Below are 22,921 nucleotides of genomic sequence, written 5' to 3'. Positions count from 1 at the left end.
CAGAATGCGACGGGCCACCTCGTCAGCGTAGCCTTTGAGCCGCGTTACGCCACCGATGACATGTATGCCTTGCGGCAGGCGGCCGAGGACGGCATTGGCATCGCGCAGCTTGCAGATTACGTTGTGATGGATCAGGTCGCGTCCGGCGCACTGGAAATCATCCTCCCGGATTGGACGCTGCCGAGCGGAATTGTGCACGCCGTTTTTCCGTCGCGCCGCGGGCTGTCCCCGGCAATCCGCAGCCTCATCGACTTTCTTGCTTTGGAATTCCGGACCTGATGAACACAGACATCGAAGGAATGAACGCTGTCGGTCGTCGCGACGTATTTGCCTATTTCGAAGGCCAGGGTCCAAATCAAATATGCAATATCCGAATGATGCTTACCGCATCATACGTCGGCCTTTTGAAACGAGCACTGCGCCCGCGGATTAGCGCCCCTCCTGCTTCTCGGCGCGGCTAAGAATGCTGAAAAATCGAGGAAAGCGCGCACGGAGGGGAGTAACCTCATGCCCTACTCGTCGACCTCGCTACTGATGACATCGCCGAACAATTCCCAACGCTCGCCCTTGAATTTCCTGAGCTGAAAGTTCTTGATTGGAGCGAAATCAGTCGCGCTGGTGGTGATCGTTATGCCGGGCAAAAGCCCTTCCAACTGCAGACTCTTAATGCCAGCGGCCTGCTTCATGATATTTGCGCGGGTAAGGTCGTCGCCGCAGTTTTTAAGAACATAAACTAGCGTTTGAGCCAGGTTGTAGCCAGTCATTACAAATTGGTCCTCAGGGTTACCTTCCGGAAAATATTTCGAAAGGAAGGCGTCAAAGTTTTTGATGCCCGGGTCATCTTTCCACTGCGGGTCTGTAGGATCTTTCGCGTAAGTTGCCGATATTATGTTTTGGCTGTTTTCCAATCCCGCGAGCCTCATCACGGTTCCCGTTGATGCAGCGACACCGTTCAGAAGGAACAACGGTCTCCAACCAAGCTCAACCACTTTCTTGATGGACTGCGCTGCGAATTTCGGTGACGTAATACTAATGAAAATATCTGCACCCTGGGACTTGAGGGCCACCACCTGCGAGTCAATGGTAGGGTTGGTGGTCTCATAGCTTTTCTCTCCGATGATCATCGAATCCGCCTTAGCGCCTAGACCGTCCCGGATGCCTTTGACGTAATCTTTTCCATAGTCGTCGTTCTGATAAAGGATACCAATTTTTCCGGTCGGCCTTTCCTTCAATATGTACTTTGCATAAATGCGACCTTCGCTCTGGTAATTGGGTTGCCAGCCCATTGTCCAAGGAAACTGCTTCGGATTGTTCCACTTTGTCGCCCCGGTTGAAACGAACAGCTGAGGCACCTTCTTCTCGTTCATATATTTTTGAATTGCTGAATTAGACGCCGTACCGAGAGGATTTAAAATCAATAGAACCTCGTCGCTTTCAATGAGCTTGCGGGCTTGTTCAACGGTCTTCGGCGGGCTGTTGGCGTCATCATATGAGATAAATTTAATCTGGCGGCTATTGATACCGCCTTCGGCGTTGATCTTCTTGAAATAGGCAGCCTCTGTTTTGCCGATGACGCCGTAAGCGGAAGACGGTCCGCTATAGGGCATAATATTGCCGATCTTGATTTCGGTGTCAGTCGCGCCAGTGTCGTATTTTTTCTGGGCAAGAGCGCCGGTGTTGGTTGTCGCCAGTATCACAATAGTGACGGACAACACTGCCGGTCGATATTGGAAAGCCGACATGAAAGACCTCCTTGGTCTTCTAAGTGTCGCATCTCTTCTTTCATGGCTCGGCCGACAACTTCTAAATGAGGCAATCGCGGCATCTGACTGTTTGCCGATCACCTCCGGTACACCCGGCAAATTGCCATCAGACGGAAGTCAGTTGATTTATCGATCACTTCGTCGGTGGTCTGCGACAAACCATCTCGGCTTTATGAGCATAAGGCCAGCGCAGTTCTTGTCATCGTCTAGCCATAATATAACACCGATCGTGATAATTCGCATTTTTGGCGTCTGTTTTTGGGTTGACGGGCGAGTGCAAGCGTAACCTAATCAGTGCACTAGAAGCCCTCCCGGCAGGAGGCCCGCGTGAACGAGCTGTCGAGCTACGTATTCTCGCCGCTGCGGGATGGAGATGTCGCTCTCCACCGCGGCTCCGGCGACGGCTTGACGCCGATCCTGCTTGTTGCCGCGGAGAAATCGTCGTTCGGTTCCATCGCGCGGCTTGAACACGAATATGCGCTCAAGGGTGAACTTGACTCCGACTGGGCGGCGCGACCGGTCGCACTGACGCACGACAACGGCCGCATGACGCTGGTGCTTGAAGATCCCGGCGGTACGCCGCTCGATCGGTTGCTTGACCGGCCACTGGACGTATCGGAGTTCCTGCGCCTTGCGATCCCTCTGGCGGCGGCGTTGTGCCGCGTGCATGACCGGGGCCTCATCCACAAGGATATCAAACCGCAAAATATTTTGGTGGACACGGCAAGCGGCCGCGCGTGGCTGACGGGGTTCGGCATTGCCTCGCGTCTGCCGCGCGAGCACCAGGCCCCCGCGCCGCCGGAGGTGATTGCCGGGACGCTCGCCTACATGGCGCCGGAACAGACCGGCAGAATGAACCGCTCGGTGGACTCCCGCAGCGATCTCTATGCACTGGGTGTCACCTTCTACGAGATGTTGACGGGGCAACTTCCTTTTACTGCCGCCGATCCGATGGAATGGGTGCACTGTCATGTCGCGCGCCAACCGGTGTCGCCCGACGAGCGGGTCGCGAGCGTCCCCGTACCGCTCTCAGCTATTGTGATGAAGCTTCTCGCCAAGACCGCGGAGGGGCGCTATCAAACCGCGGCGGGTGTGGAGGTCGATCTGCGGCGAAGTCTGACGGAATGGGAGACGACCGACCGCATCGAGCCATTTCAGTTGGGCACAAACGACGCTTCTGACCGGTTGCTGATCCCGGAGAAGCTCTACGGCCGGGAGCGCGAAATTGAGACGCTGGTTGCAGCTTTCGACAGAATCGTGGCCCAAGGCAACACCGAACTCGTGCTCGTGTCCGGCTATTCCGGGATCGGCAAGTCCTCGGTAGTACATGAGCTGCACAAGGTGCTCGTCCCGTCGCGTGGCCTGTTCGCCTCCGGTAAGTTCGACCAATACAAGCGCGACATCCCGTACAGCACTTTGGGTCAAGCCTTCCAGAGCCTTGTCCGCTCGCTGCTGAGCCAGAGCAATCTTGAGCTTGGCCGGTGGCGGGATGCGCTGCGCGGGGCGCTCGGCCCGAACGGTCAGCTCATCGTCAACCTCGTTCCCGAGCTGGAGCTCGTGATCGGGAAACAACCGCCCGTTCCAGACCTGCCCCCGCGAGATGCACAGAACCGCTTCCAGTTGGTATTTCGGCGGTTCCTCGGGGTGTTCGCGCGCAGGGAGCACCCGCTGGCGCTGTTCCTCGATGATTTACAGTGGCTGGATGCAGCAACGCTCGACCTCCTTGAACACCTGGTTACGAATTCGGAAGTGCGGCACCTGCTGCTGGTCGGCGCCTACCGGGCCAACGAGGTCAGTCCCTCTCACCCGCTTCTGCGGACGGTGGAGGCGATCCGCAAAGCCGGAGCGCCGGTCCGGGAGATCTTGCTGGCACCGCTTGAACTCGACGATGTCGGCCAGCTCATCGCCGATGCGATGCATTGCGAGCCGGAACGTGTGAGGGCCCTGGCGCAGCTGGTGCAGGAGAAGACCGGCGGAAATCCATTCTTCGCCATCCAGTTCGTCACGGCGCTGGCCGAAGAGCGCCTGCTCGCGCTCGACCCGGTCACGCGGGCCTGGCAATGGAACATCGAGCGCATCCGCGCCAAGAACTACACCGATAACGTGGTTGATCTTATGGCCGCAAAGCTGCAGCGGTTTTCTTCCACCACCCAGGAAGCCCTGAAACAGCTCGCCTGCTTGGGCAATGTTGCCCCGACCGCCACTCTGGTCTTGGTTCACGAGGAAACGGAAGAGGCAATCCACGAGGCTCTCTGGGAAGCCGTGCATGCCGGGCTCGTCTTTCGCGAGAACAACGCCTACCGGTTCCTGCATGACCGGATCCAGCAAGCGGCCTATTCACTGATTCCCGACGAGCACCGCGCCGACGTCCACCTGCGCATCGGGCGTGCGCTGCTGGCGAGCATGACGGGGGACGAACTCGCCGAGCATCTGTTCGATATCGCGAACCAGCTAAATCGGGGTGCCGTACGGCTGATCGACCGGGAAGAAAAAACGCAGGTGGCGACGATCGACCTGCGTGCCGGGCGAAAGGCCAAGGCGTCGGCGGCCTATGCGACCGCGTGCGTCTATCTCGTGGCAGCCATGGCCCTGCTCGACGATCGAGACTGGGACAGCCAGTACGAGTTGATGTTCGGCCTGCGGCTCGAACGAGCGGAGTGCGAGCTTTTGGGCGGTAACTTCGAAAAAGCCGAGCAACTGATTGTGGAGTTGCTGCAGCGCGGAGCGTCGAAAGTCGACCAGGCGGTCGTCTACCACCTGAAGGTCCGGTTCCATATCATGAAGTCGGAACTCCAGCAGGCTCTGGCCGCCGCGCTCGCGTGCCTCCGCCTGTTCGGCATTGACCTGCCGGCACACCCGACCTTGGAGCAGGTCCAGACCGAATACGAGCAGGTCTGGCAGACCCTCAATGGCCGCCCGGTCGAGAGCCTGATCGATCTGCCGCTGATGATCGATCCGGAACTGCAGGCGGCCATGCAGGTGCTCTCGGCTCTGCTCATTCCCGCCTACTTTACCGACTTCCACTTATTTTGCTTGCTCGTGTGCCGCATGGTGAAGGTCAGCATGCAGCACGGGACGAGCGGCCCTTCCGCGCATGCCTATGGCCGACTTGGGACGATCCTCGGCCCGGTGTTTCACCGTTACCGCGATGCCCACCGTTTCGCACAGCTCGCTTGCGACCTTGTCGAGAAGCACGGCTTTATCGCCTACCAGGGGAAGGCCTACACTTCGATGGGATTAGTTGCCCTCTGGACGCAGCCGATCGCGACCGCGATCGATTTCAATCGGGCGGCCTGTCGCACCGCGACCGAGACGGGGGATTTGACCTCCGCTTGCTACGGTATGTTCCGATCTGTGGCCGGCCTTCTTCTGCGGAACGATCCGCTCGACGCGGTGTGGCGCGAGTCCGAAAAGAGCCTGGACTTCGTCAGGAAGGCCGGGTCCCGCGACATGGCGGATGCCATCGTAAGCGAGCAACGTTTCATCGCGACCATGCAGGGCCGGACCGCGACCTTCTCCACCCTCGGCGATGCGCAGTTCGACGAGCTGTCATTCGAGGCGCAGCTGACAGGGGACCGGATGCCATTGGTGATCTGCTGGTACTGGGTCGTCAAACTGAAGACGCAGTTCCTGTCAGGGGACCATGCCGAGGCGCTCGCGGCAGCCGACAAGGCGAAGGCGCTACTTTGGTCCTTAGCCGCCCAGATCCAGTTGCTCGACTACTTTTACTACACCGCGCTGACGGTGGCGGCGCTCTACGAGAGGGCTTCTGCCGACGAGCAGAGCGGGTGGCGCGACCTCCTGACGGCGCACCGGGAGCAACTGCGCGAGTGGGCCGACAGCTATCCACCGACGTTCGGCGACAAACACGCCCTAGTGTCGGCCGAGATCGCCCGGCTCGAGGGCCGGGACACCGACGCCATGCGTCTGTACGAGCAGGCCATTCAAGCGGCGCGCGAGAACGGTTTCGTGCAGAACGAGGGCCTGGCGCATGAGGTGGCCGCGCGCTTCTACGCGGCGCGCGGCGTCGAAACGATCGCCCACGCCTGCCTGCGGAACGCGCGGCAATGTTACGTGCGCTGGGGTGCGTCCGGTAAGGTACGGCAACTCGAACAGCTTCATCCGCATCTCCGCGACGCACCAGCCCCTGCGTCTCCTACCGCCACCATTGGCACACCCATCGAGCAGCTGGATGTCGGGACGGTGGTCAAGGCTTCGCAGGCGGTGTCCGGCGAGATCGTCCTCGGTGAGCTCATCAAGACGCTGCTGCGGATTGCCGTCGAGCATGCCGGCGCCGAGCGTGGCCTGCTCATCCTGTTCCCGGTCGATGAGCCACAGATCGCGGCGGAAGCGAAGACCGGCCCCGGCCATGTTGACGTCACGCTGCGCCAGACGGCCGTGTCACCAGCCGAGCTTCCCGAATCCGTGCTCCACTACGTTATCCGGACGCGGCAAAGCGTGATCCTTGACGATGCCTCGACGCAGAATCCGTTCTCGGCTGATGAGTATATCTCTCAGAAGCACGGCCGGTCGGCCCTCTGCCTGCCCCTGGTGAAGCAGGCCAAGCTGATCGGTGTGCTCTATCTCGAGAACAACCTGGCACCGCACGTGTTCACGCCCGCCCGGATCTCCGTACTGGAACTGCTGGCGTCCCAAGCCGCGATCTCGCTGGAGAACGCCCGCCTGTACAACGACCTCGGGGAACGCGAGGCCAGGATCCGCCGCCTGGTCGACGCCAACATCATCGGAGTCTTCATCTGGGATTTCGACGGCCGCATCCTCGAGGCTAACGACGCGTTTCTCCACATGGTCGGATACGATCGTGCGGATCTCGTCGCTGGCTGTATAAAGTGGAGAAATCTAACGCCCCCGGAATGGCGCGACGCGGATGCCAGGCTAGTAGAAGAGCAGAAGATCAGTTGGCGCTTGCCACCCTTCGAGAAGGAATATTTCCGGAAAGACGGCAGCCGTGTGCCAGTGCTGATCGGCGTTGCGACTTTTGAAGAAGGCGTAAATCAGGGGGTCGCCTTCGTGCTGGATCTGACAGAGCGTAAGCGTGCCGAGGGGGCGTTGCGCGAAGCACAAGCGAACCTGGCGCATGTCGTGCGCGTAACAACCTTGGGCGAGCTTACCGCCTCGATCTCGCATGAAGTGAACCAGCCTCTAGCTGCCGTCGTCAATGCCGCGGCAGCCTGCCTGCGCTGGCTCGACCGCGGGATTCCCGACCTGGAGGAAGCGCGCCGCGCTGTGAATTGGATCATCAAGGAAGGTAATCGGGCGAGCGAGGTGTTACGGCGCGTCCGGGCGCTCGCAAACAAGACTGAGATTGAGAAGGTGCCGCTCGACATCAATGACGTCGTCAGCGAGGTCATCGCGCTGGTGCAGCGTGAGTTGATCAGCCACGAGGTGTCGCTGCGAACGGCGTTGGCGCTCCCTCTACCTATGATTCTGGGTGATCGGATCCAACTGCAACAGGTGATCATCAACTTGGTGATGAATGGCATCGAAGCCATGCAACCAGTCACGGATCGGCCGCGCGAGCTGGTGATCCGATCCCGCCACGACGGGACACAACAAGTGCTCGTAAGTGTGACGGATTGCGGCGTCGGGATCTCCGCCGAGTATGCGGACCGTCTGTTCAACGCCTTCTTCACTACCAAATCCAGCGGCATGGGTATGGGACTCTCCATCTGCCGTTCGATCATCGAAGCCCACGATGGCCGGTTGTGGGCCACGGCAAACGTACCCCACGGTGCCACGTTTCAGTTCACCCTGCCGGTGAACGCAATCACTGCTTCGTAAGGTTGTTTCCGTGAGCGGTCGAATAGGCGCCCCGGCCCATACGCCTGGTCATTCGTGTCATTCTGACCGTGTGCCGATCATTCCGGCCTTCCGGAAAGCAGATATTTTCAGAGCATGCGCGAAGACATGCAGAACGCGTCTCATCCGGTAGTCATTCGAAAATTGGGCTTTACTTCCACATCGACTACCGCCCGCCAAATCATGTGGTGGTGCCGCGGCATCGGGGCACCACGTCAGCGCTTCGACGCTGCTGGTTGAGGATCGATCTGCACAGTAGCTGTCATGCCAGCTACGAGGCGCACACCGTCCGGTACTTGATCGATGTGGATGCGCACCGGAACGCGCTGCGCAAGGCGTACCCAGGTAAAGATCGGATTTACCGAGGCGAGCCCCGCCTGATCCGGCTGCGCGTTCGGGATGTTGATGCCGCGAGCGACGCCGCCGACATGGCCACGAACGAGCTGGCTGTAGCCCATCAGCTTGACGGTTGCCTGGTCGCCCTCATGGATTCTGCCGAGACTGGTCTCCTCAAAGTAGCCGTCGACCCAGAAGGAATCGGCGTCGACGACGGAGATTAGCTTTTGACCGACAGTGGCGTAGTCGCCGAGCTGCGCCAGCAAGTTGGTTACATATCCGTTCACCGGCGAGCGAATCACGGTGCGGCTGAGATCGAGCTGCGCCTTGGCGACAGCGGCCTTGTCCAAAGCAACGACCCCCTCGGATTGATGCAGGGTGCTCGTCGTTTGCTGATAGATATCTGTCGAGGTCCAGCCTTCTTTCGCGAGACTAGCTTTTCGGTCCTGGTTCGCGCGGGCATAATCGAGCGCGGCGCCATCGCGTTGCGCCTGGGCCTGTGCTTGCTCCAGTGCGATCCGATAGTCGGCCGAATCGATTTCGAATAGGACGTCACCTTTGTGCACGAACTGGTTGTCCGCGACCGGCAGCTTGACGATTCGTCCGGCCACCTCGGGCGCCATCGTCACGACATAAGCCCGCACTGTGCCGTCCCGGGTCCAGGGCGCGGCCATATAAGCCATCCACGTCGCCCAGGCAAGCAAGGCCGCAACCACGACAGTACCCAGCGTGATGAATATTGGAGCGAGGCGGATGCGCGACTTGATATCGACGCCTTCGCCCGCAGAGCGACGCGAAACGTCGTCTCGATCGCGGTGCCTTGCGTGCTCTGATCTCAGTTCAACAGTCGACATCAGCGTGCCTCAACGTGCGACAATAAGGACGGTGGCTGAAAGTAAAATCATGTAGGCCGCGAATATGAACAGCGCGGGGTGCCAGACGTGGCGCAGCAGACCAAAATGGTCCGCCACCCGGCGCAGCGCGATCAAGACAAACCACGCCGCCACCATCATCACCGAGATCGGTGCGACATAGACGCCGAACAGATCGACTTCGGCAAAATTCATAGCTTCACCTCTGAATCGAAGTAGGCGGCGTGCTGTGCAAGCGCTTCCGAGATCGCAAGAATGTGGCTGCGCGCCCGGAGCCTGGCCCGCGCTCCCGGGCTGTTATTGGGGAGGGCCGCCAGCCTCTGGTCCAGACGGGTAAGCCGCTCGGTCGCCGCCGAGCTGTCGCCTTTCGCCACGAGATGAAACGCCGCGTCAAGCTCAACATCCTGATCGACATCCTGATCGAAGCGGTGCGCGATACGGCGCACGCGGATGATCTCGGTTCCGACCGAAAGTGCCGCCACGAGCTGGGCGCGCTGTAACGGCTCGGCCTGTTCCGGCAGTACCGAGAGACGGCTATATATCCGGCGTTGCCATTCATTTGCCGTCCGCGGGATCGGCTCCCTCATCAGGCGGCGCAGGTCCCGGAGCGTGAGCGCCAGGAGCCGACGGCTTCGCAGCGCCGGCGATAGCGGCGGCAGCAAGCGGAATACGATCGCAGCGACGCCCACTCCTGCGATTATTGCCAACGCCCCGTTATAGAATTGCTGAGTGTCGTAGCTCATCTGGTTCGCCGGAGTGAGCAGCGGGATGAAGTTCGCTGTCAGGCCGACGAACATTACCGTCTGCCAAGGCTGGGCCATCAGCGCGCCGGCCGGCACCAGGACAAGGCCAATCGCGAGGCTTAAGCCGGCAAAGGTCGCCACGCCAGGCAGTACCGCAAATTCGACGATAGCTGCGAAAACGGCGGACAGGGCGACTCCGACCATAAAGCTCATCACGGTGGCATAAGCTTGATCGGCCCTCTGCGCGAACAGGATAACGGCGATCGTAGCGAAGACGAGCGCCTGCGGGCCGTTCGGCCAATCGCTCTCGATCCAAAAGAGCTCGACCGCACCAATCGTAACGAATACGCGTGCCCCATCCAGGAGAGAAGGAAGCAAGTCGGGCACATAGAGCCGGGCGGACGCAGATCCAGGAATACATCGGGCGGGATCGACGAGCAGCAACAGTCCATCGAATGTCCGCCGAATGCCAATAAGGGCCCTGGCTGTCTGATCGGCGAGCAACCGGAGCGAAGGCGTGCGGTCCGGCAAAGCTGTCAAAGCCCGCGCCGCCGCGGCGCATGCTCGACGAGTGCCGGATGGATCGATTGCCCAGCTTTTTGCCTCGCCTTCCGCCAGCACCGAACGCAGCTGTTGTGGAATATTCCCAAGTACAATGTCGGCCTCGCGCCGGCTCTGGTTACTCGGCAACCGCTCGAGGTGAACGGCAACCATGCGCCAACCGGACAGAGCCGCGATCAGGCCACCCACTGCCGTCAGCAATATCGGCGAGTGAAGGCGCAGGTCAGAGCTCTCCCCAAGCGCTTGGTCGATGACGGGATCGAGCGCAACGACACGCCGGACGAGGTCGCGACGAACCGTGCGCGTCTCCGACAGCTCCGGTCCGGCAAGCGCAAACGTGCCGGCCAGCCTTCCGGTGATTTCGGCCGAAAGCTCGGCGAACTGGACAGCCAGCCGTCGCCGCGCGCCACCGAAGTCGGTCCCGGCAAGAACGACGCCCGCGCAGACGATGCCGATGCAGATTTCGCTGGCGCGAGTGATGGCGAGCATGAACACGTCGCCGCTCGCGCCTCCGGTCGCGCCGAGTTCGTCGCTCGCGATGATCGCCGCGGTGTAGCCGGCGAGTGCTGCCGAGTAGGCCGCGAAGTTGCGCAGCAACGTCACCATGATGCCGCACGCCCCGCCCCAGACCGCGAGGCCGAGGAGAAAGCCAATACGGTCTTGCGGAAAGCACGCGGTCAGCACCACGATCGCGGTGGCACCCACACCCGTCCCGACCATGCGGAACCAGCCTTTGCGCAACGAGGCGCCGAGGCTGGTTTGACAGACGATCGCCGCAGACGTGCCCGCCCAGGAGGCGTTGTCAAGCTGAAGCCAGAACGCGATATAGAGCGCGAGACAGACCGCGGCCCAGAGGCGCAAGCCGAAGAGCAGCGTCGGAGTCGCGGAGCGCAACGTGGCCGTCACCGATTGGTAGGCCCGAGGCGGATCCGTGGTCCAAAGTCCAGCCCGGCTCATGAGTCCTGGCCTCCCTCGAGATTAGCAATTATCTCCATCGCAACCGCGAGCAGGGCGAGCTTTTGCAGGCAAAGCCAGGGACCTAAGGCCGATTGCCGTCTCGCACGTCGCCCCCGGGCCACCGCCACCCATGCAACGACCATCATCAGCGATATCGGGACGACATAGACGCCGAACAGATCGACCTCGACGAATTTCATGCCTTCACTCCAATGTCGAAGTATTCAGGATGTTTGGTCAGCACCTCCGAGACGACGAGAATGCTTCCACGTCCGCTCAAAGCCGCAGTCTCGGTCGTCCCAAGACCGTCGAGCGCCTCATCGAGGCACTTCAGGCGCGCAATGGCGATGACGCTTCTGCCCTCCGCTACGGCGGCCAGCGCGTCTTCGAGGTCGGGACCGAAGCCAAACCGGCGAGCGATAGGACGTAGTCGGATAATTTCGGTCCCCAGCGATAGCACCGCCAACAGCTGGGCGCGCTGCAGTGGTGTCGCTTGCTCCGGCATTGCGGAGAGCCGGCCATGGATATGACCCGCCCAATCCGTGAACGTCCGTTCCATCGCGAGACGACGCAGGTCGCGCAAAGTCAGCGCCAGCAACCGATGCGTCCGGAACGCTGGTGACAGCGGTGGTATCAGGCAAAACGCGAGCGCGGCGGCGCCGGCACCGCTGATGATCGCCGTCGCCGTGTTATAAAACGCAGCGGTATCGTAACTCATCTGGTTCACAGGAGCGAGCACCGGCATGAAATACGCCGCCATATAAACGAACGCGACCTTCCGCCACTGATGAGCTACGGCACCAGCGGGAATGAGCCAAAGGCCAATAGCGAAACTGAAGGCGGCAAACGTATCCAGGTTCGGCAGCACCGCAAAGGCTACGACTGCTGCAGCCACGGCAGCGATGAAGGCACCTGCCACGAAGCCTCTGGCACTGGCGTAGGCCTGATCGGCTCGCGGCGCGAACAGGATGGTGGGAATAGCGGCCCAGGTGATGGCCTCGGCGCCGCTCGGCCATGCGGTCACGATCCAGAACCAGGCGACGGCAAGGATCGTAACGAAGGTTCGCCCGGCACTGACCACGGCGGGCAGCCAATCTGTTACGTGCAGGCGAAAGACGCCGCCACGCAGGACAGGTCGAGCGGGCTCGGCGGCAAGCAAGGCCAGACCATTGAGTGCGCACGCCATGCCCGCCAAGCCTTCGGCTGCCTTATCGGCGAGCAGGCGTTGCGATGGCGTCTCGGCCTCCAAGGCGATCAGCCTGTGGACCCCCGCCTCGCAGATTTTGTGCAAACCAATCGGGTCCGCCGTCCAGGCCGCCGGTGCTGGCTGGTCTGGCAGGGATATCAGCCTTGGCGAAAGGCTTTGAAGAACGGTAGCCGCCTCTGCCCTAGCCTGGTCATCGGGCAGCCGGACAAGATGATTGGCGATCGCACGCCAGCCTGATAAAGCGGCAAACAAACCGTCCACCGATTTCTGCAGCACCGGCGAGTGATAGCGAATCTGCGAGGATTCGCCGATCGCCTGATCGATGATGGGATCGAGGGCAATGACACGGCGGATGAAGTCGCGCCGAATGGACTGCGTATCGGGCTGGTCGGACCCGGCTGCCTGCAACGCTCCAGTGAACCTGGCCATGATTCCGGCGGCAAGGCCTGCGAACAGCGCGGCCAGTTGACGGCGGGCGTCGCCGAGATCGGTCCCGGCGAGAACAATGCCGGCTGAGACGATGCCGATGCCGATCTCGGTGACGCGCGTGATGGCAAGCGTGAAGGCCTCTCCGTTCAAGCCGCCGGTGGCGCCCAGCTGATCGCTGGCAATGATCACGGCCGTATACCCGGACAAGGCGGCTGCATACGCCGTGTAATTTTGCAGCAACGTGGAGGCGAACGCGCAGGCTGCCCCCCAAAGTGCCAGGGTGATCAGGAACACCGTGCGGTCTTGAGGGAAACAGGCTGTCAGTACGACGATGGCGACACCGCCGATGGGGGTGCCAATCATGCGGAACCACCCCTTGCGCAACGAGGCGCCAAGACTCGGCTGACACACGATTGCTGCCGTGGTGCCAGCCCAGGACGGGCTGTCGAGTTGCAGCCAGAATGCGATGTAGAGTGCGAGACAGACGGCAGCCCAAAGCCGTAAGCCAAACAGCAGCGGCGGGCCGGCGGCTCGCGCTGCATTTAACAGAGCGGCTCCCCAACCGGCAGCTGCACTGTCGGCTACTGGTAGCGCACCTTGGCTAATTCCATCCGCCATTCTCGGTCCTGTACATCCGCAGCAGTCAGCTGCCCGTGGCGACTGCTGCAAAACAGCAAGGAGTTCATCCTCTCAGGTCGCGGCGACATAGGGCTTCACCATCTTCGCCGGATCTACCACGCTGTCGAACGTCCCCTCATCGACGAACCCGAGCTCGAGCGCGGCCTCTCTCAACGTGAGATCACGTTCGCTCGCATGGTGTGCTATCTCGGAAGCCTTGTCGTAGCCGATCACGGGTGCAAGTGCTGTGACCAGCATCAGTGATCGGCTCACATACTCGGCGATTTTTTTTCGGTTAGGCTGCGTGCCTTCGATCAGGAACCTGCGAAAATTTGTACAGCCGTCGCTAAGAAGCGTGATCGATTGCGTGATGTTGGCGATCATCAGCGGCTTGTACACGTTCATTTCGAGATAGCCTCCGGCTCCTCCAAATCCCACGGCTACATCGTTCGCCATGACCTGCACCGCGATCATGGTTAGTGCCTCGGCCTGCGTTGGATTGACCTTGCCTGGCATGATCGAAGAGCCAGGCTCGTTCTCGGGGATCAGAAGTTCGGCAAAGCCCGCACGCGGACCGCACGCAAGGAGGCGGATGTCGTTGGCGATCTTGTAGAGCGATACCGCGAGCGTGCGCAGTGTCCCCGAGAGTTGGACCAGTGCGTCATGCGCACCCTGGAGGGCGAATTTGTTGGGCCCTGTGATAAAGGGGACCCCAGTGAAATTTGCGATCTCGGCCGCAACGGTACCTGCAAAACCCGGAGCGGCATTGATTCCGGTCCCGACCGCCGTGCCGCCGAGCGCTAGCAGATAAACGCCCTTGAGCGCATCCTCGATCCGCTCGAGGTTATCGCTCAGCATGATCGCATAACCCGACCATTCCTGGCCAAGCGTGAGCGGCGTCGCATCCTGCATATGCGTCCTGCCGATTTTCACGATGTCCTTCCACTCCACCGCCTTGGCCGCGATGACATCGCGTAGTGAGGTTACCGCCGGAATGAGGTGGCTCCTGGTCTGGACAGCGGCCGCGATATTCATGGCGGAAGGGAAGCTGTCGTTCGAGGATTGCGACATGTTGACATGGTCGTTCGGATGAATCGGGCGCTTGCTGCCGAGCGGCGTGCCCGCGAGCTGGCAGCAGCGGTTCGAGACAACCTCGTTGACGTTCATGTTGAACTGGGTGCCGCTGCCGGTCATCCAGACGTGAAGCGGAAACATATCGTGATGCTTGCCGGCAAGGATTTCGTCGCAGACGCGCGTGATCAGCTCGTAAGCCTCGCTGCTGAGCCGGCTTTCGGAGTGGTTTGCGGCCGCCGCTGATCGCTTTAGCACCGCATAGGCGGTGATCATCTCTCTCGGAATCAGATCGTGCCCGATGCTGAAGTGCTCGAGCGACCGCTGGGTCTGTGAGCCCCAAAGCTTGTTGGCGGGAACGTCGACGTTGCCCATGCTGTCAGACTCGATACGAACGCTGGTCATAAACTCTCCTCTTGCATTCATGTTCATCTCCTGAATCGTGGCGCAGTGGCAGTGAAGCCCAGCACAAGTGCGATGGACGCGAAGCTGATCGGTATCGCAAGGGAATGCAGGCCGAAGAAATGTTCTTCTGCCGCGCCGAGGGTGCAGCCGACGACGAATCCGGCGATCGCCACCCCAGTGTCTCGGGCGCGCTCACGTGCTCTTGCCACGCGGTTGGCGTCTGGCGCGAGCAATATCTCACCGATGTCCATGGCGAAGACGGTGATGTTTGTTGTCATCACCGCTGTTGACGGTGCGCCGGTCAGAGAAGTCCGCCCCAGCGCGTTCTGCACCGCCATGGCCGCAACGCCCAGCAAGCCGGCGCAAACCATGCTGGCGGCGTTTGGATCATTAGATTGGCTGGTGGCAAGCCCTACGGCGAGAAAACCGGCGAGCAAAGCCAATTCGAGAAACAGCAGAGTGGGCAGTAAGGGGATCCGAACGCGCTCCAGCCAAGCTGCCAATAACCGGGTCAGTCCAAGCACGAGCATGAAGACGGGCACGGCGAGAAGCTGTGATAGTGGTGCTTGGCCGCCGGCGACAAATCTGGCCGCAAGAATAACAATGTTGCCGGTGATGTGCGCCGTGAAGAGACCGTCCAGTGTGAGGAAGCCGATAACGTCCACGCTGCCGGCGACGATGCTCAGAACAAAGGGTAGCCGCTTCCTGGCAAAAGAGCCCTCGCGCGATGGCAGAACCAGTTCGCCCTGTGTCAAACATTTCGGCACGGTACAGCTGTTAAGTGATCCTGCTTGCCGGGAAAATCCGAACTTTCGCATCTGTCAGGCCGTTCAATGCAGCTTCACTGGCGGGTCAATTCGGCGCGCCAGAGCGCGGGCGACGAGCGCGAGCAGGGCGCGCCTCGTACCGCCCAGCGCTTGCTCGTGCATCAAGCGGAGCGAGCGATACATGATCCTGGCAAACAGGCCTTCGACGAAGATGCTGCGGCCGAACAGAAAACCCATCAGATTGCCGACCGTGCTCCATTTGCCGAGCGAGACATGTGAGCCGAAGTCGCGATAGCTGTATGGCTTCAGCGGCGTGCCGCGCAGCAGCCTTTGGATCTGGCGGACCATGCGGGCAGCTTCCTGATGCGCCGCCTGCGCCCGTGGCGGCACGGTTGCCGGCGTGCCTACGCGAGGACATGCGGCGCAATCGCCGATCGCGAAAATGTCAGGGTCGCGCGTCGTCTGCAGTGTCGCTTCGACGACAAGCTGGTTGATCCGATTGGTTTCGAGCCCGTCGAGCTGCGCCAACACCTCCGGTGCCTTGACGCCTGCTGCCCAGACGACAAGCTCGGATGCGATGCAGGAGCCGTCGGCGAGTTTCAATCCATCGGCCGATACTTTCGTCACCCGCGCTCCGGTGCGAACCTCGACGCCGATCTCCTCAAGCAGTCGGTGAGTTGCTTCCGAGATGCGTTCCGGCAGCCCGGGCAGGACGCGCGGCGCACCCTCGATGAGGACGATGCGAACATCCCGCTCAGGTTCGATACGGTCCAGGCCATAGCCAATGACTTCGCGGATGGTGCCATGGAGTTCGGCGGCCAATTCCGTTCCGGTCGCACCGGCGCCGACGATTGCGACATGAAGCTGTCCTGGCCGCACCGGTTCGGACTGCGTCTGCGCGCGAAGGCAGGCATTGACCAAGCGACGGTTGAAGCGTTCCGCCTGGGCCGGCGTTTCCAGCGGCACCGCGTACTTGCCGACGCCGGGCGTCCCGAAATCGTTGGTGACGCTGCCGATCGCGATCACCAGCGTGTCGTAGCCGACCGAACGCACCGGCGTGATCTGACGTCCCTCGTCATCGAAGCTTGCGGCGAGATGCACCTCCTTTTTGGTGCGATCCAGTCCGATCATCTCGCCGAAGCGATAACGAAACCCATGCCAGTGCGCTTGCGCAAGGTAGTTGATCTCGTATTCGCCGGCGTCGAGGCTGCCCGCCGCCACCGCGTGCAGCAGCGGTTTCCAAAGATGGGTTCGGGCAGGTTCGACCAACGTGACCGACGCCCGTCCGCGTCGCCCCAGGCGGTCGCCGAGCTGGGTGACGAGCTCCAGGCCCGCGGCGCCGCCGCCGACCACGACGATGCGATGCAGCTTTTTGTTGTCTGGGGCCGCATCCGCGCTTGGCACGAGGGCCTCCGGTTGGAGATCCGCAGCGCCCGCGACGTGGTCGGCTTGCCGCTCCATCACATCGCTCATTCGCATTATCCTGTGTAGACCGGCCGGTAGACGCAGGAGCGGATCAGCGAGCCGACATCGGCGGGTCGCGACACCCGCGCGAGACCCTGATCGAAAATGTAGTTCGCGATGCGTTCGGCGACGTGGAGCGACACGTCGAGAATGCTGCTCTGCGGCGGGTAGATCAGCCCGACCGCGAGGTTCTCTTCGGTGACCTGCTCGGCCACCGCTTCCGCGGCGACGATGAACATCTCCTCGGTCACGTGGGTGGCCTCGGTGGCAAATACCGCCATGCCCATGGCCGGGAAGATGTAGACGTTGTTGCCCTGACCTGGCACGAAGCGCCGGCCGGCAATCTCCACGGGCGGGAACGGACTGCCGCTGGCGAAAACAGCGCGGCCATCGGACCAGCGATAGGCCTCTTCGGCCGTACATTCCGAACGAGATGTCGGGTTCGAATAGGGAAAGATGATCGGCCGCTCGTTAATCTCCGACATTGCCTTGATCACTTCCTGGCTGAACAACTTTGGCACTGTACTGACGCCGATGATGCCAGTCGGACGCAGCGCCCGGATCGTCTCGACGAAGGTGGAGACTGGCGTCAGGTCCTTTGCAAAGGGTTTTTGAAAATCGGCGATGTCGGTCCGCGAGGTCACCACCAGGCCGTTGATGTCGAACAGCGCATTGCGGCTTCGCGCGGCCGCCAAATCGATGCCCTCGCGTGCCATCGCGAGGCTGATCAGCTCCGCGATGCCGGTCGCAGCCGAGCCCGCGCCGAGGAAAAGGAAACGCTGGTCGGCGAGCTTCTGTTTGGTCAGACGCAGCGCGGCGAAGATGCCAGCCAACGCGATGCCGGCTGTACCCTGCACGTCGTCATTGTAGGTGCATATCTCCTCGCGATACCGTGCCAGGATGGGGACGGCGTTGAAATTCGCAAAATCCTCCCATTGGATGCAGCATTTCGGGTAGAGCTGCTGTACGGCCTCAACGAACTCATCCACAAAGGCGAGATAGTCCGCGCCGCGCACGCGTTCATGGCGCAGGCCGAGATACAAGTTGTCGTCGAGCAGCGCCTGATTGTTGGTGCCGACATCGAGGACGATCGGCAGACAATATTGCGGCGGCACGCCGGCACAAGCGGTATAGAGCGCGAGCTTGCCAAGGGGGATTCCCATCCCACCCGCGCCGAGATCGCCGAGACCGAGGATGCGCTCGCCGTCAGTGACGACAATGAAGCGCACATCCTTTTCCGGCCAATTGCCAAGCCGCTCCTTAAGGCGGCCACGCGCGCTGATCGGCAGATAGATGCCGCGCGGCTCCCGGAAGATATGGCCGAATTTCTGGCAGGCTTCGCCGACCGTCGGCGTATACACGATCGGCATGTAAGTGGCCGGATCCGACATCAGGACGGCGTAATAGAGCGTCTCGTTGCGCGCCTGCAGATCGGAGAGGACGAGGTATTTCTGCAGGTCGTCGTCAAGTCTGGCGATCTCGTCGTGCCGGCGTGCCACCTGCAGCTCAATGGGAAGCATAGCGGGCGGTAGCAACCCCTCAAGGCGCCAGGTGCGGCGCTCGGCCTCGGTGAACGCGGTACCCTTGTTGAAGCGCGGATTGCGCAACAAATCGTATCCGGTGGGATGCTCAGTTGTCGGTTCAGATAGTTTCCTAAGCATGTTTGCTGTTCCTTGCTGTATTGAAGGGATTCCGTCCTGTGCAACGACGGGCAGAGATGAACTCAGCCGCGCTCTGCCATCATCTCCTTGGTGTGGCCGATCGCCTTTGCTGGATTGAGACCTTTCGGACAGGTCTTGGTGCAGTTCATGATGGTATGGCAGCGATAGAGGCGGAACGGGTCTTCGAGGCGATCCAGGCGCTCGCCGGTGTGCTGGTCGCGGGTATCGGCAAGCCAGCGATAGGACTGCAGCAGGATCGATGGGCCGAGATACTTGTCTTGATTCCACCAATAGCTCGGGCAGGAGGTCGAGCAGCAGAAGCAGAGAATGCATTCCCACATCCCGTCGAGCTTGGCGCGATCCTCCGGAGATTGCCGGCGTTCGCGGTCGGGCGGGGGCTGGTCAGACTGCAGCCACGGCTCGATCAACTCGTACTGAGCGTACAGCCCGCTGAGATCGGGGATGAGGTCCTTAAGCACCGGCATATGAGGCAGCGGGGTGATACGACTGATTCCCTTCTTGAGGCTGTCCATGGGCGTGAGACAGGCCAGCGTATTTGTTCCATCGATGTTCATGGCGCACGAGCCGCAGACCCCTTCGCGGCATGATCGTCTGAACGCCAGGGACGGGTCGATCTCGTCGTTTATCTTGATCAAGGCATCGAGCACCATCGGCCCGCAGTGGTCGCGATCGATCTCGAACGTATCGATCGTCGGATTCTCACGGTCATCAGGATTCCAGCGATAGACACGGAAGCTTTTGACGTGCTGCGCATGCTGCGGCACCGGCCAGTGTTTGCCTGGTTTGACTTTCGAATTGGCGGGAAGCGTGAATTCGGACATCGTTTTATCCTTCTTCGATGTGCATGGAGTTTGTGGCTGTGGTGTTAATGCGTGCGCTCGGCGGGCGGGAAGCTCCGCACGTCGTTGGAAAGGGTATCGAGACGAACCGGACGGTGCGCGAAAGTGACGTTCCAGTTCTCGTCCTTCCAGGCGACGGTGTGCTTTAGCCAGTTCCTGTCGTCACGTTGTTGATAGTCCTCGCGCGCGTGGGCACCTCTGGATTCAGTGCGGGCGCAAGCCGAATGCGCGATCACAACGGCCTGCTCCGCGAGATTGGCGAGTTCCAGGGCCGAAAGCAGTCCGACGTTCCACAGCATCGAGTTGTTGTCGACGGTTACGTTATTGAGCGGCTCGCGAAGCGCATTGAGTTTATCGAGGCCGTCCTTCAGGGTGTCTTCACGCCGGAACACGCTGAAGCCCTCTTGCATCACGTCCTGCATCCGGGGGCGGACTTCGCCGGGCTTGCTGCCGCCCTTGCTGTTGCGGAGCTTGTCAAAGCGCTGCAAAGCGCGCTCCTGGGACTGGCCATTGGCCTGGCGGATGGGTGATCCTGGCTTGATGATCTCGGCTGCGCGCTGCGCCGCGGCGCGCCCGAACACGATGAGATCGAGAAGACTGTTGGTGCCGAGCCGGTTGGCACCATGCACCGAGACGCAGGCCGCTTCGCCGATCGCCATCAGGCCGGGTACGACCGTTTCCGTGTCACCCTTGTTCGGATACACGACCTCGGCCTTGATATTCGTCGGAATGCCACCCATGACGTAGTGCACGGTTGGAATGACCGGGATAGGCTCCTTGTGCGCGTCGACCCCGGCAAACGTGCGGGCCGACTGAACGATGCCGGGAAGACGCTCGTCCAGGACCTCTGCGGGCAAGTGTTCGAGATGAAGATGGATGTGATCCTTCTTTTCGCCGACCCCGCGGCCCTCGCGGATCTCGATAGCCTCGGCGCGGCTGACCACGTCGCGCGACGACAAGTCCTTTTCATGCGGCGCGTATCTCGGCATGAATCGCTCGCCCTCGCTGTTGGTCAGATAACCTCCTTCACCGCGAGCACCCTCCGTGATCAACACGCCGGCGCCATAGACGCCCGTGGGATGGAACTGGATGAACTCCATGTCTTGCAGCGGCAGCCCCGCGCGCAGCGCCATGGCGTTGCCGTCCCCGGTGCAGGTGTGAGCCGAGGTGCAGGATTGGTAGACACGCCCGCACCCGCCGGTCGCGATCACGACCATGTTGGCGCTGAAGCGATGGATCGATCCATCCTCAAGACACCAGGCGAGCAGACCGCGGCAGGCACCGTCGTCGTCCATCAACAGATCGATAGCGAAGTATTCGATGAAGAAGCGCGCCTTGTGCTTCAGGCACTGCTGGTACAGCGTGTGCAGGATGGCATGACCGGTACGGTCAGCCGCTGCGCAGGCCCGATAAGCCATGTCGCCCTTCGCGTAATCCGTCGTATGACCGCCGAACCGCCGCTGGTAGATCTTGCCTTCCTCGGTGCGGCTGAATGGGACGCCAAGATGCTCAAGCTCGACCACCGCATTGATCGCCTCGCGACACATATAGGCGATCGCGTCCTGGTCGCCGAGCCAATCGGAGCCCCGGACGGTGTCGAACATATGCCAGCGCCAATCGTCCTTCTCGACATTGCCGAGCGCCGCGCTGATTCCTCCTTGCGCCGCGACCGTGTGGCTGCGGGTAGGAAACACCTTGGTAATGCAAGCTGTATTCAGCCCGGCCGCGACCATGCCGAGAGTGGCCCGAAGTCCGGCTCCCCCGGCACCAAGCACGATGACGTCGAAGGAATGGTCGATGATCTCGTAAGCCTTGGGCATGTGAGGGCTCCTAGTGACCGAGAAACAGTTTGAGGATGGCGAGGACGCTCGCGCCGGCGAGAATCACGACGGCTGCGCGGATGATGAGGCCGGCCGCGACCAGCCGGGCGCGCGTATGCACATAGTCGAGAAGAACGGACCGCAGGCCGACCAGCGCGTGCGCAATCCCGGCAAGTACGAACAGCATCACGAGCAGCGCGGTGACCGGGGAGGCGAGCCACGTAGCCGCGGTGAGATGGTCAGACTTGGCAAGCCAGAGCACCGAGGCGGCGAAGTAGAGACCGAGCGGGATCAGCGCGACGGCGGTCATGCGCTGCAACCGCCATTCACTCAAGCCATCGCGAGCGCTGCCGAGCTGTCGAACGTGACGGAGCATGGTTTCATCGCGCAACGCGGTCGTGTTTGCTGAGATCGGGGACTTTGGCATAACAGCCTCCTATGCGAGAAACACGTAGAGCCAGGTGAGCCCGGTCAGCAGCGCCGTCACGGCAAGAACGGCGTATCCGCTGCGATAGGCGCTACGCAGCTCGAACCCATAGCCTGCGTCCCATGCGAGATGACGGACGCCGTTGCACAGGTGATAGAAGAAGGCGACCGACCACAGGAACAGCAGCAGCACGCCGATCGGGGAGACGAGGAAAGCATGCGTCGCCTCAAACCATTCGCCGCCCGCCGCGACGGAAATGAGCCACCAGGCGAGCAGGATGGAGCCGACGGCGAGGCCAATACCGGTCAGCCGGTGAAGGATCGATAGCGCCGAGGTAATCTGGAAACGATACCAGACCGGAAACATGAAGGGCGATAGAGGACGGTTCGGGGGGCGCGCCATGATGTGTTGCTCCTGCGTTGTCAGCTTCGTGATGGTTGCCGTGCCTGCGGTATGGTCTGCCGGGCGATACAGAAATCGCGCAGAAGGCGCATCACATCATGGTCGTGTTGCGCCGGTGGCGGAGTGACGCCGAAGATCCAGTCGAACAGATCCGGGTCGGAGCAATCGAGCAGGGCTTCGAGGCGGTCAAGCTGAACGCCGTCGAACTTCGCAAGCGACGTCTCTGCAAACGAACCGAGGATGAGATCGCTCTCCTGAGTGCCACGATTCCAACTGCGAAACAGCAGCCGGCGGCAGCGGACGTCCGCATGGTCGTGCTCTCGCCCGAGCCCCCGGTGATTGACATGTGCCATGGTCGCTATCTCCATTTCCGCAATGATCGCTCATGGCTTCAACGCTGCATCGGCAGGTTCATCGGCTCGGCCGACGGCATCAGCATGTTCTGGTTCAGGTCGGTCACGATCCATAAGGAGCCAGCGACCACCACGAGTACGATGAGCAGCCCAAACGCGAGCGCAAGGATGTTGTTGGTGCTGTCCGGCCCCGTGGTCAGGTGCAAGAAAAACACCAGGTGAACGCCCATCTGGGCAATGGCGAGAACCGCAAGGCCCAGGCCAACGCCGCCCTGCCAGAGCAGCGACGTGTTCGCAACCCAGAAGGACGTCGCCGTGAGAATGAGCGCCACCAGTAGGCCGATGGTGTAGATCAGAGCCTCCGAGGGAGCCCATGTCTGCATTT

Annotated in this window: 18 protein-coding genes; 2 read left to right on the top strand and 16 right to left on the bottom strand. The window is 61.2% G+C overall.

Going from position 1 to position 22,921, the window contains the following annotated elements:
* Positions 1-279: LysR substrate-binding domain-containing protein (locus ABSE61_RS31490; protein ID WP_423875074.1), on the top strand; the 279-nt coding region annotated here is incomplete at its 5' end.
* Positions 280-512: 233 nt separating this feature from the next.
* On the opposite strand, the gene ABSE61_RS31485 is transcribed toward ABSE61_RS31490, so the two are convergent.
* A complete protein-coding gene (locus ABSE61_RS31485) occupies positions 513-1,742 on the bottom strand; it encodes an ABC transporter substrate-binding protein (RefSeq protein ID WP_423875073.1) in 1,230 nt (409 codons plus the stop codon).
* A gap of 348 nt (positions 1,743-2,090) precedes the next feature.
* Between ABSE61_RS31485 and ABSE61_RS31480 the strand changes: the two genes are divergently transcribed.
* Positions 2,091-7,565 carry a trifunctional serine/threonine-protein kinase/ATP-binding protein/sensor histidine kinase gene (locus tag ABSE61_RS31480; protein ID WP_423875072.1) on the top strand — a complete coding sequence of 1,825 codons (5,475 nt, stop codon included), beginning with the start codon at positions 2,091-2,093 and terminating at the stop codon, positions 7,563-7,565.
* A 233-nt stretch (positions 7,566-7,798) separates the two neighbouring features.
* Here ABSE61_RS31480 and ABSE61_RS31475 read toward each other — a convergent pair whose 3' ends face one another.
* The 15 genes from ABSE61_RS31475 to cyoD all read right to left on the bottom strand — a co-directional run bounded on the left by ABSE61_RS31475 (position 7,799) and on the right by cyoD (position 22,919).
* A complete protein-coding gene (locus tag ABSE61_RS31475; RefSeq protein WP_423875071.1) occupies positions 7,799-8,773 on the bottom strand; it encodes an efflux RND transporter periplasmic adaptor subunit in 975 nt (324 codons plus the stop codon).
* A gap of 9 nt (positions 8,774-8,782) precedes the next feature.
* Positions 8,783-8,986 carry a DUF1656 domain-containing protein gene (locus tag ABSE61_RS31470; RefSeq protein WP_423875070.1) on the bottom strand — a complete coding sequence of 68 codons (204 nt, stop codon included), beginning with the start codon at positions 8,984-8,986 and terminating at the stop codon, positions 8,783-8,785.
* The gene (locus tag ABSE61_RS31465; protein WP_423875069.1) at positions 8,983-11,052 is read right to left on the bottom strand and encodes an FUSC family protein; all 2,070 of its coding nucleotides are present in this window, start codon (positions 11,050-11,052) and stop codon (positions 8,983-8,985) included. The genes ABSE61_RS31470 and ABSE61_RS31465 overlap by 4 nt, the downstream gene beginning before the upstream one ends.
* On the bottom strand, positions 11,049-11,252 hold the full coding sequence (locus ABSE61_RS31460) for a hypothetical protein (RefSeq protein ID WP_423875068.1): 204 nt from the start codon (positions 11,250-11,252) through the stop codon (positions 11,049-11,051). The genes ABSE61_RS31465 and ABSE61_RS31460 overlap by 4 nt, the downstream gene beginning before the upstream one ends.
* The gene (locus tag ABSE61_RS31455) at positions 11,249-13,306 is read right to left on the bottom strand and encodes an FUSC family protein (RefSeq protein ID WP_423875067.1); all 2,058 of its coding nucleotides are present in this window, start codon (positions 13,304-13,306) and stop codon (positions 11,249-11,251) included. The genes ABSE61_RS31460 and ABSE61_RS31455 overlap by 4 nt, the downstream gene beginning before the upstream one ends.
* Before the next feature lie 72 nt (positions 13,307-13,378).
* The gene (gene fumC / locus ABSE61_RS31450) at positions 13,379-14,782 is read right to left on the bottom strand and encodes a class II fumarate hydratase (protein ID WP_423875066.1); all 1,404 of its coding nucleotides are present in this window, start codon (positions 14,780-14,782) and stop codon (positions 13,379-13,381) included.
* 23 nt (positions 14,783-14,805) lie between these two features.
* On the bottom strand, positions 14,806-15,600 hold the full coding sequence (locus ABSE61_RS31445) for a YoaK family protein (protein WP_423875065.1): 795 nt from the start codon (positions 15,598-15,600) through the stop codon (positions 14,806-14,808).
* Positions 15,601-15,612: 12 nt separating this feature from the next.
* Positions 15,613-17,022, bottom strand: a complete 1,410-nt coding sequence (locus tag ABSE61_RS31440) for an NAD(P)/FAD-dependent oxidoreductase (protein WP_423875064.1) — start codon at positions 17,020-17,022, stop codon at positions 15,613-15,615.
* Positions 17,023-17,027: 5 nt separating this feature from the next.
* Entirely contained in the window at positions 17,028-18,674 is a 1,647-nt protein-coding gene (locus ABSE61_RS31435) for an NAD-dependent malic enzyme (protein ID WP_423875063.1), read from the bottom strand.
* A 62-nt stretch (positions 18,675-18,736) separates the two neighbouring features.
* The gene (locus ABSE61_RS31430; protein ID WP_423875062.1) at positions 18,737-19,516 is read right to left on the bottom strand and encodes a succinate dehydrogenase iron-sulfur subunit; all 780 of its coding nucleotides are present in this window, start codon (positions 19,514-19,516) and stop codon (positions 18,737-18,739) included.
* Positions 19,517-19,560: 44 nt separating this feature from the next.
* Positions 19,561-21,354, bottom strand: a complete 1,794-nt coding sequence (gene sdhA / locus ABSE61_RS31425; RefSeq protein WP_423875061.1) for a succinate dehydrogenase flavoprotein subunit — start codon at positions 21,352-21,354, stop codon at positions 19,561-19,563.
* 10 nt (positions 21,355-21,364) lie between these two features.
* Complete coding sequence (gene sdhD, locus ABSE61_RS31420; protein ID WP_423875060.1) at positions 21,365-21,781, bottom strand: succinate dehydrogenase, hydrophobic membrane anchor protein; 417 nt, start codon at positions 21,779-21,781, stop codon at positions 21,365-21,367.
* Between the two features lie 9 nt (positions 21,782-21,790).
* A complete protein-coding gene (gene sdhC, locus ABSE61_RS31415) occupies positions 21,791-22,183 on the bottom strand; it encodes a succinate dehydrogenase, cytochrome b556 subunit (RefSeq protein WP_423875059.1) in 393 nt (130 codons plus the stop codon).
* Positions 22,184-22,203: 20 nt separating this feature from the next.
* A complete protein-coding gene (locus ABSE61_RS31410) occupies positions 22,204-22,536 on the bottom strand; it encodes a succinate dehydrogenase assembly factor 2 (RefSeq protein WP_423875058.1) in 333 nt (110 codons plus the stop codon).
* A gap of 38 nt (positions 22,537-22,574) precedes the next feature.
* Positions 22,575-22,919: a cytochrome o ubiquinol oxidase subunit IV gene (gene cyoD / locus ABSE61_RS31405; RefSeq protein WP_423875057.1), complete on the bottom strand. Its 345-nt coding sequence runs from the start codon at positions 22,917-22,919 to the stop codon at positions 22,575-22,577.
* Positions 22,920-22,921 lie beyond the last annotated feature (2 nt).

This window comes from Bradyrhizobium sp. (assembly GCF_049519115.1).
In the GTDB taxonomy this organism is placed as follows: Bacteria; Pseudomonadota; Alphaproteobacteria; order Rhizobiales; family Xanthobacteraceae; genus Bradyrhizobium.
This window is presented reverse-complemented; position numbering and strand designations above follow the sequence as displayed.

What these genes read in the sequence shown, in the direction of transcription:
- sdhA (WP_423875061.1), bottom strand. Translation starts at nt 21,354, where the DNA reads ATGCCCAAGGCTTACGAGATCATCGACCATTCCTTCGACGTCATCGTG.
- ABSE61_RS31475 (WP_423875071.1), bottom strand. Translation starts at nt 8,773, where the DNA reads ATGTCGACTGTTGAACTGAGATCAGAGCACGCAAGGCACCGCGATCGA.
- ABSE61_RS31465 (WP_423875069.1), bottom strand. Translation starts at nt 11,052, where the DNA reads ATGAGCCGGGCTGGACTTTGGACCACGGATCCGCCTCGGGCCTACCAA.
- ABSE61_RS31440 (WP_423875064.1), bottom strand. Translation starts at nt 17,022, where the DNA reads ATGAGCGATGTGATGGAGCGGCAAGCCGACCACGTCGCGGGCGCTGCG.
- ABSE61_RS31460 (WP_423875068.1), bottom strand. Translation starts at nt 11,252, where the DNA reads ATGAAATTCGTCGAGGTCGATCTGTTCGGCGTCTATGTCGTCCCGATA.
- cyoD (WP_423875057.1), bottom strand. Translation starts at nt 22,919, where the DNA reads ATGCAGACATGGGCTCCCTCGGAGGCTCTGATCTACACCATCGGCCTA.
- sdhD (WP_423875060.1), bottom strand. Translation starts at nt 21,781, where the DNA reads ATGCCAAAGTCCCCGATCTCAGCAAACACGACCGCGTTGCGCGATGAA.
- ABSE61_RS31435 (WP_423875063.1), bottom strand. Translation starts at nt 18,674, where the DNA reads ATGCTTAGGAAACTATCTGAACCGACAACTGAGCATCCCACCGGATAC.
- ABSE61_RS31455 (WP_423875067.1), bottom strand. Translation starts at nt 13,306, where the DNA reads ATGGCGGATGGAATTAGCCAAGGTGCGCTACCAGTAGCCGACAGTGCA.
- ABSE61_RS31430 (WP_423875062.1), bottom strand. Translation starts at nt 19,516, where the DNA reads ATGTCCGAATTCACGCTTCCCGCCAATTCGAAAGTCAAACCAGGCAAA.
- sdhC (WP_423875059.1), bottom strand. Translation starts at nt 22,183, where the DNA reads ATGGCGCGCCCCCCGAACCGTCCTCTATCGCCCTTCATGTTTCCGGTC.
- fumC (WP_423875066.1), bottom strand. Translation starts at nt 14,782, where the DNA reads ATGACCAGCGTTCGTATCGAGTCTGACAGCATGGGCAACGTCGACGTT.
- ABSE61_RS31485 (WP_423875073.1), bottom strand. Translation starts at nt 1,742, where the DNA reads ATGTCGGCTTTCCAATATCGACCGGCAGTGTTGTCCGTCACTATTGTG.
- ABSE61_RS31470 (WP_423875070.1), bottom strand. Translation starts at nt 8,986, where the DNA reads ATGAATTTTGCCGAAGTCGATCTGTTCGGCGTCTATGTCGCACCGATC.
- ABSE61_RS31410 (WP_423875058.1), bottom strand. Translation starts at nt 22,536, where the DNA reads ATGGCACATGTCAATCACCGGGGGCTCGGGCGAGAGCACGACCATGCG.
- ABSE61_RS31445 (WP_423875065.1), bottom strand. Translation starts at nt 15,600, where the DNA reads ATGCGAAAGTTCGGATTTTCCCGGCAAGCAGGATCACTTAACAGCTGT.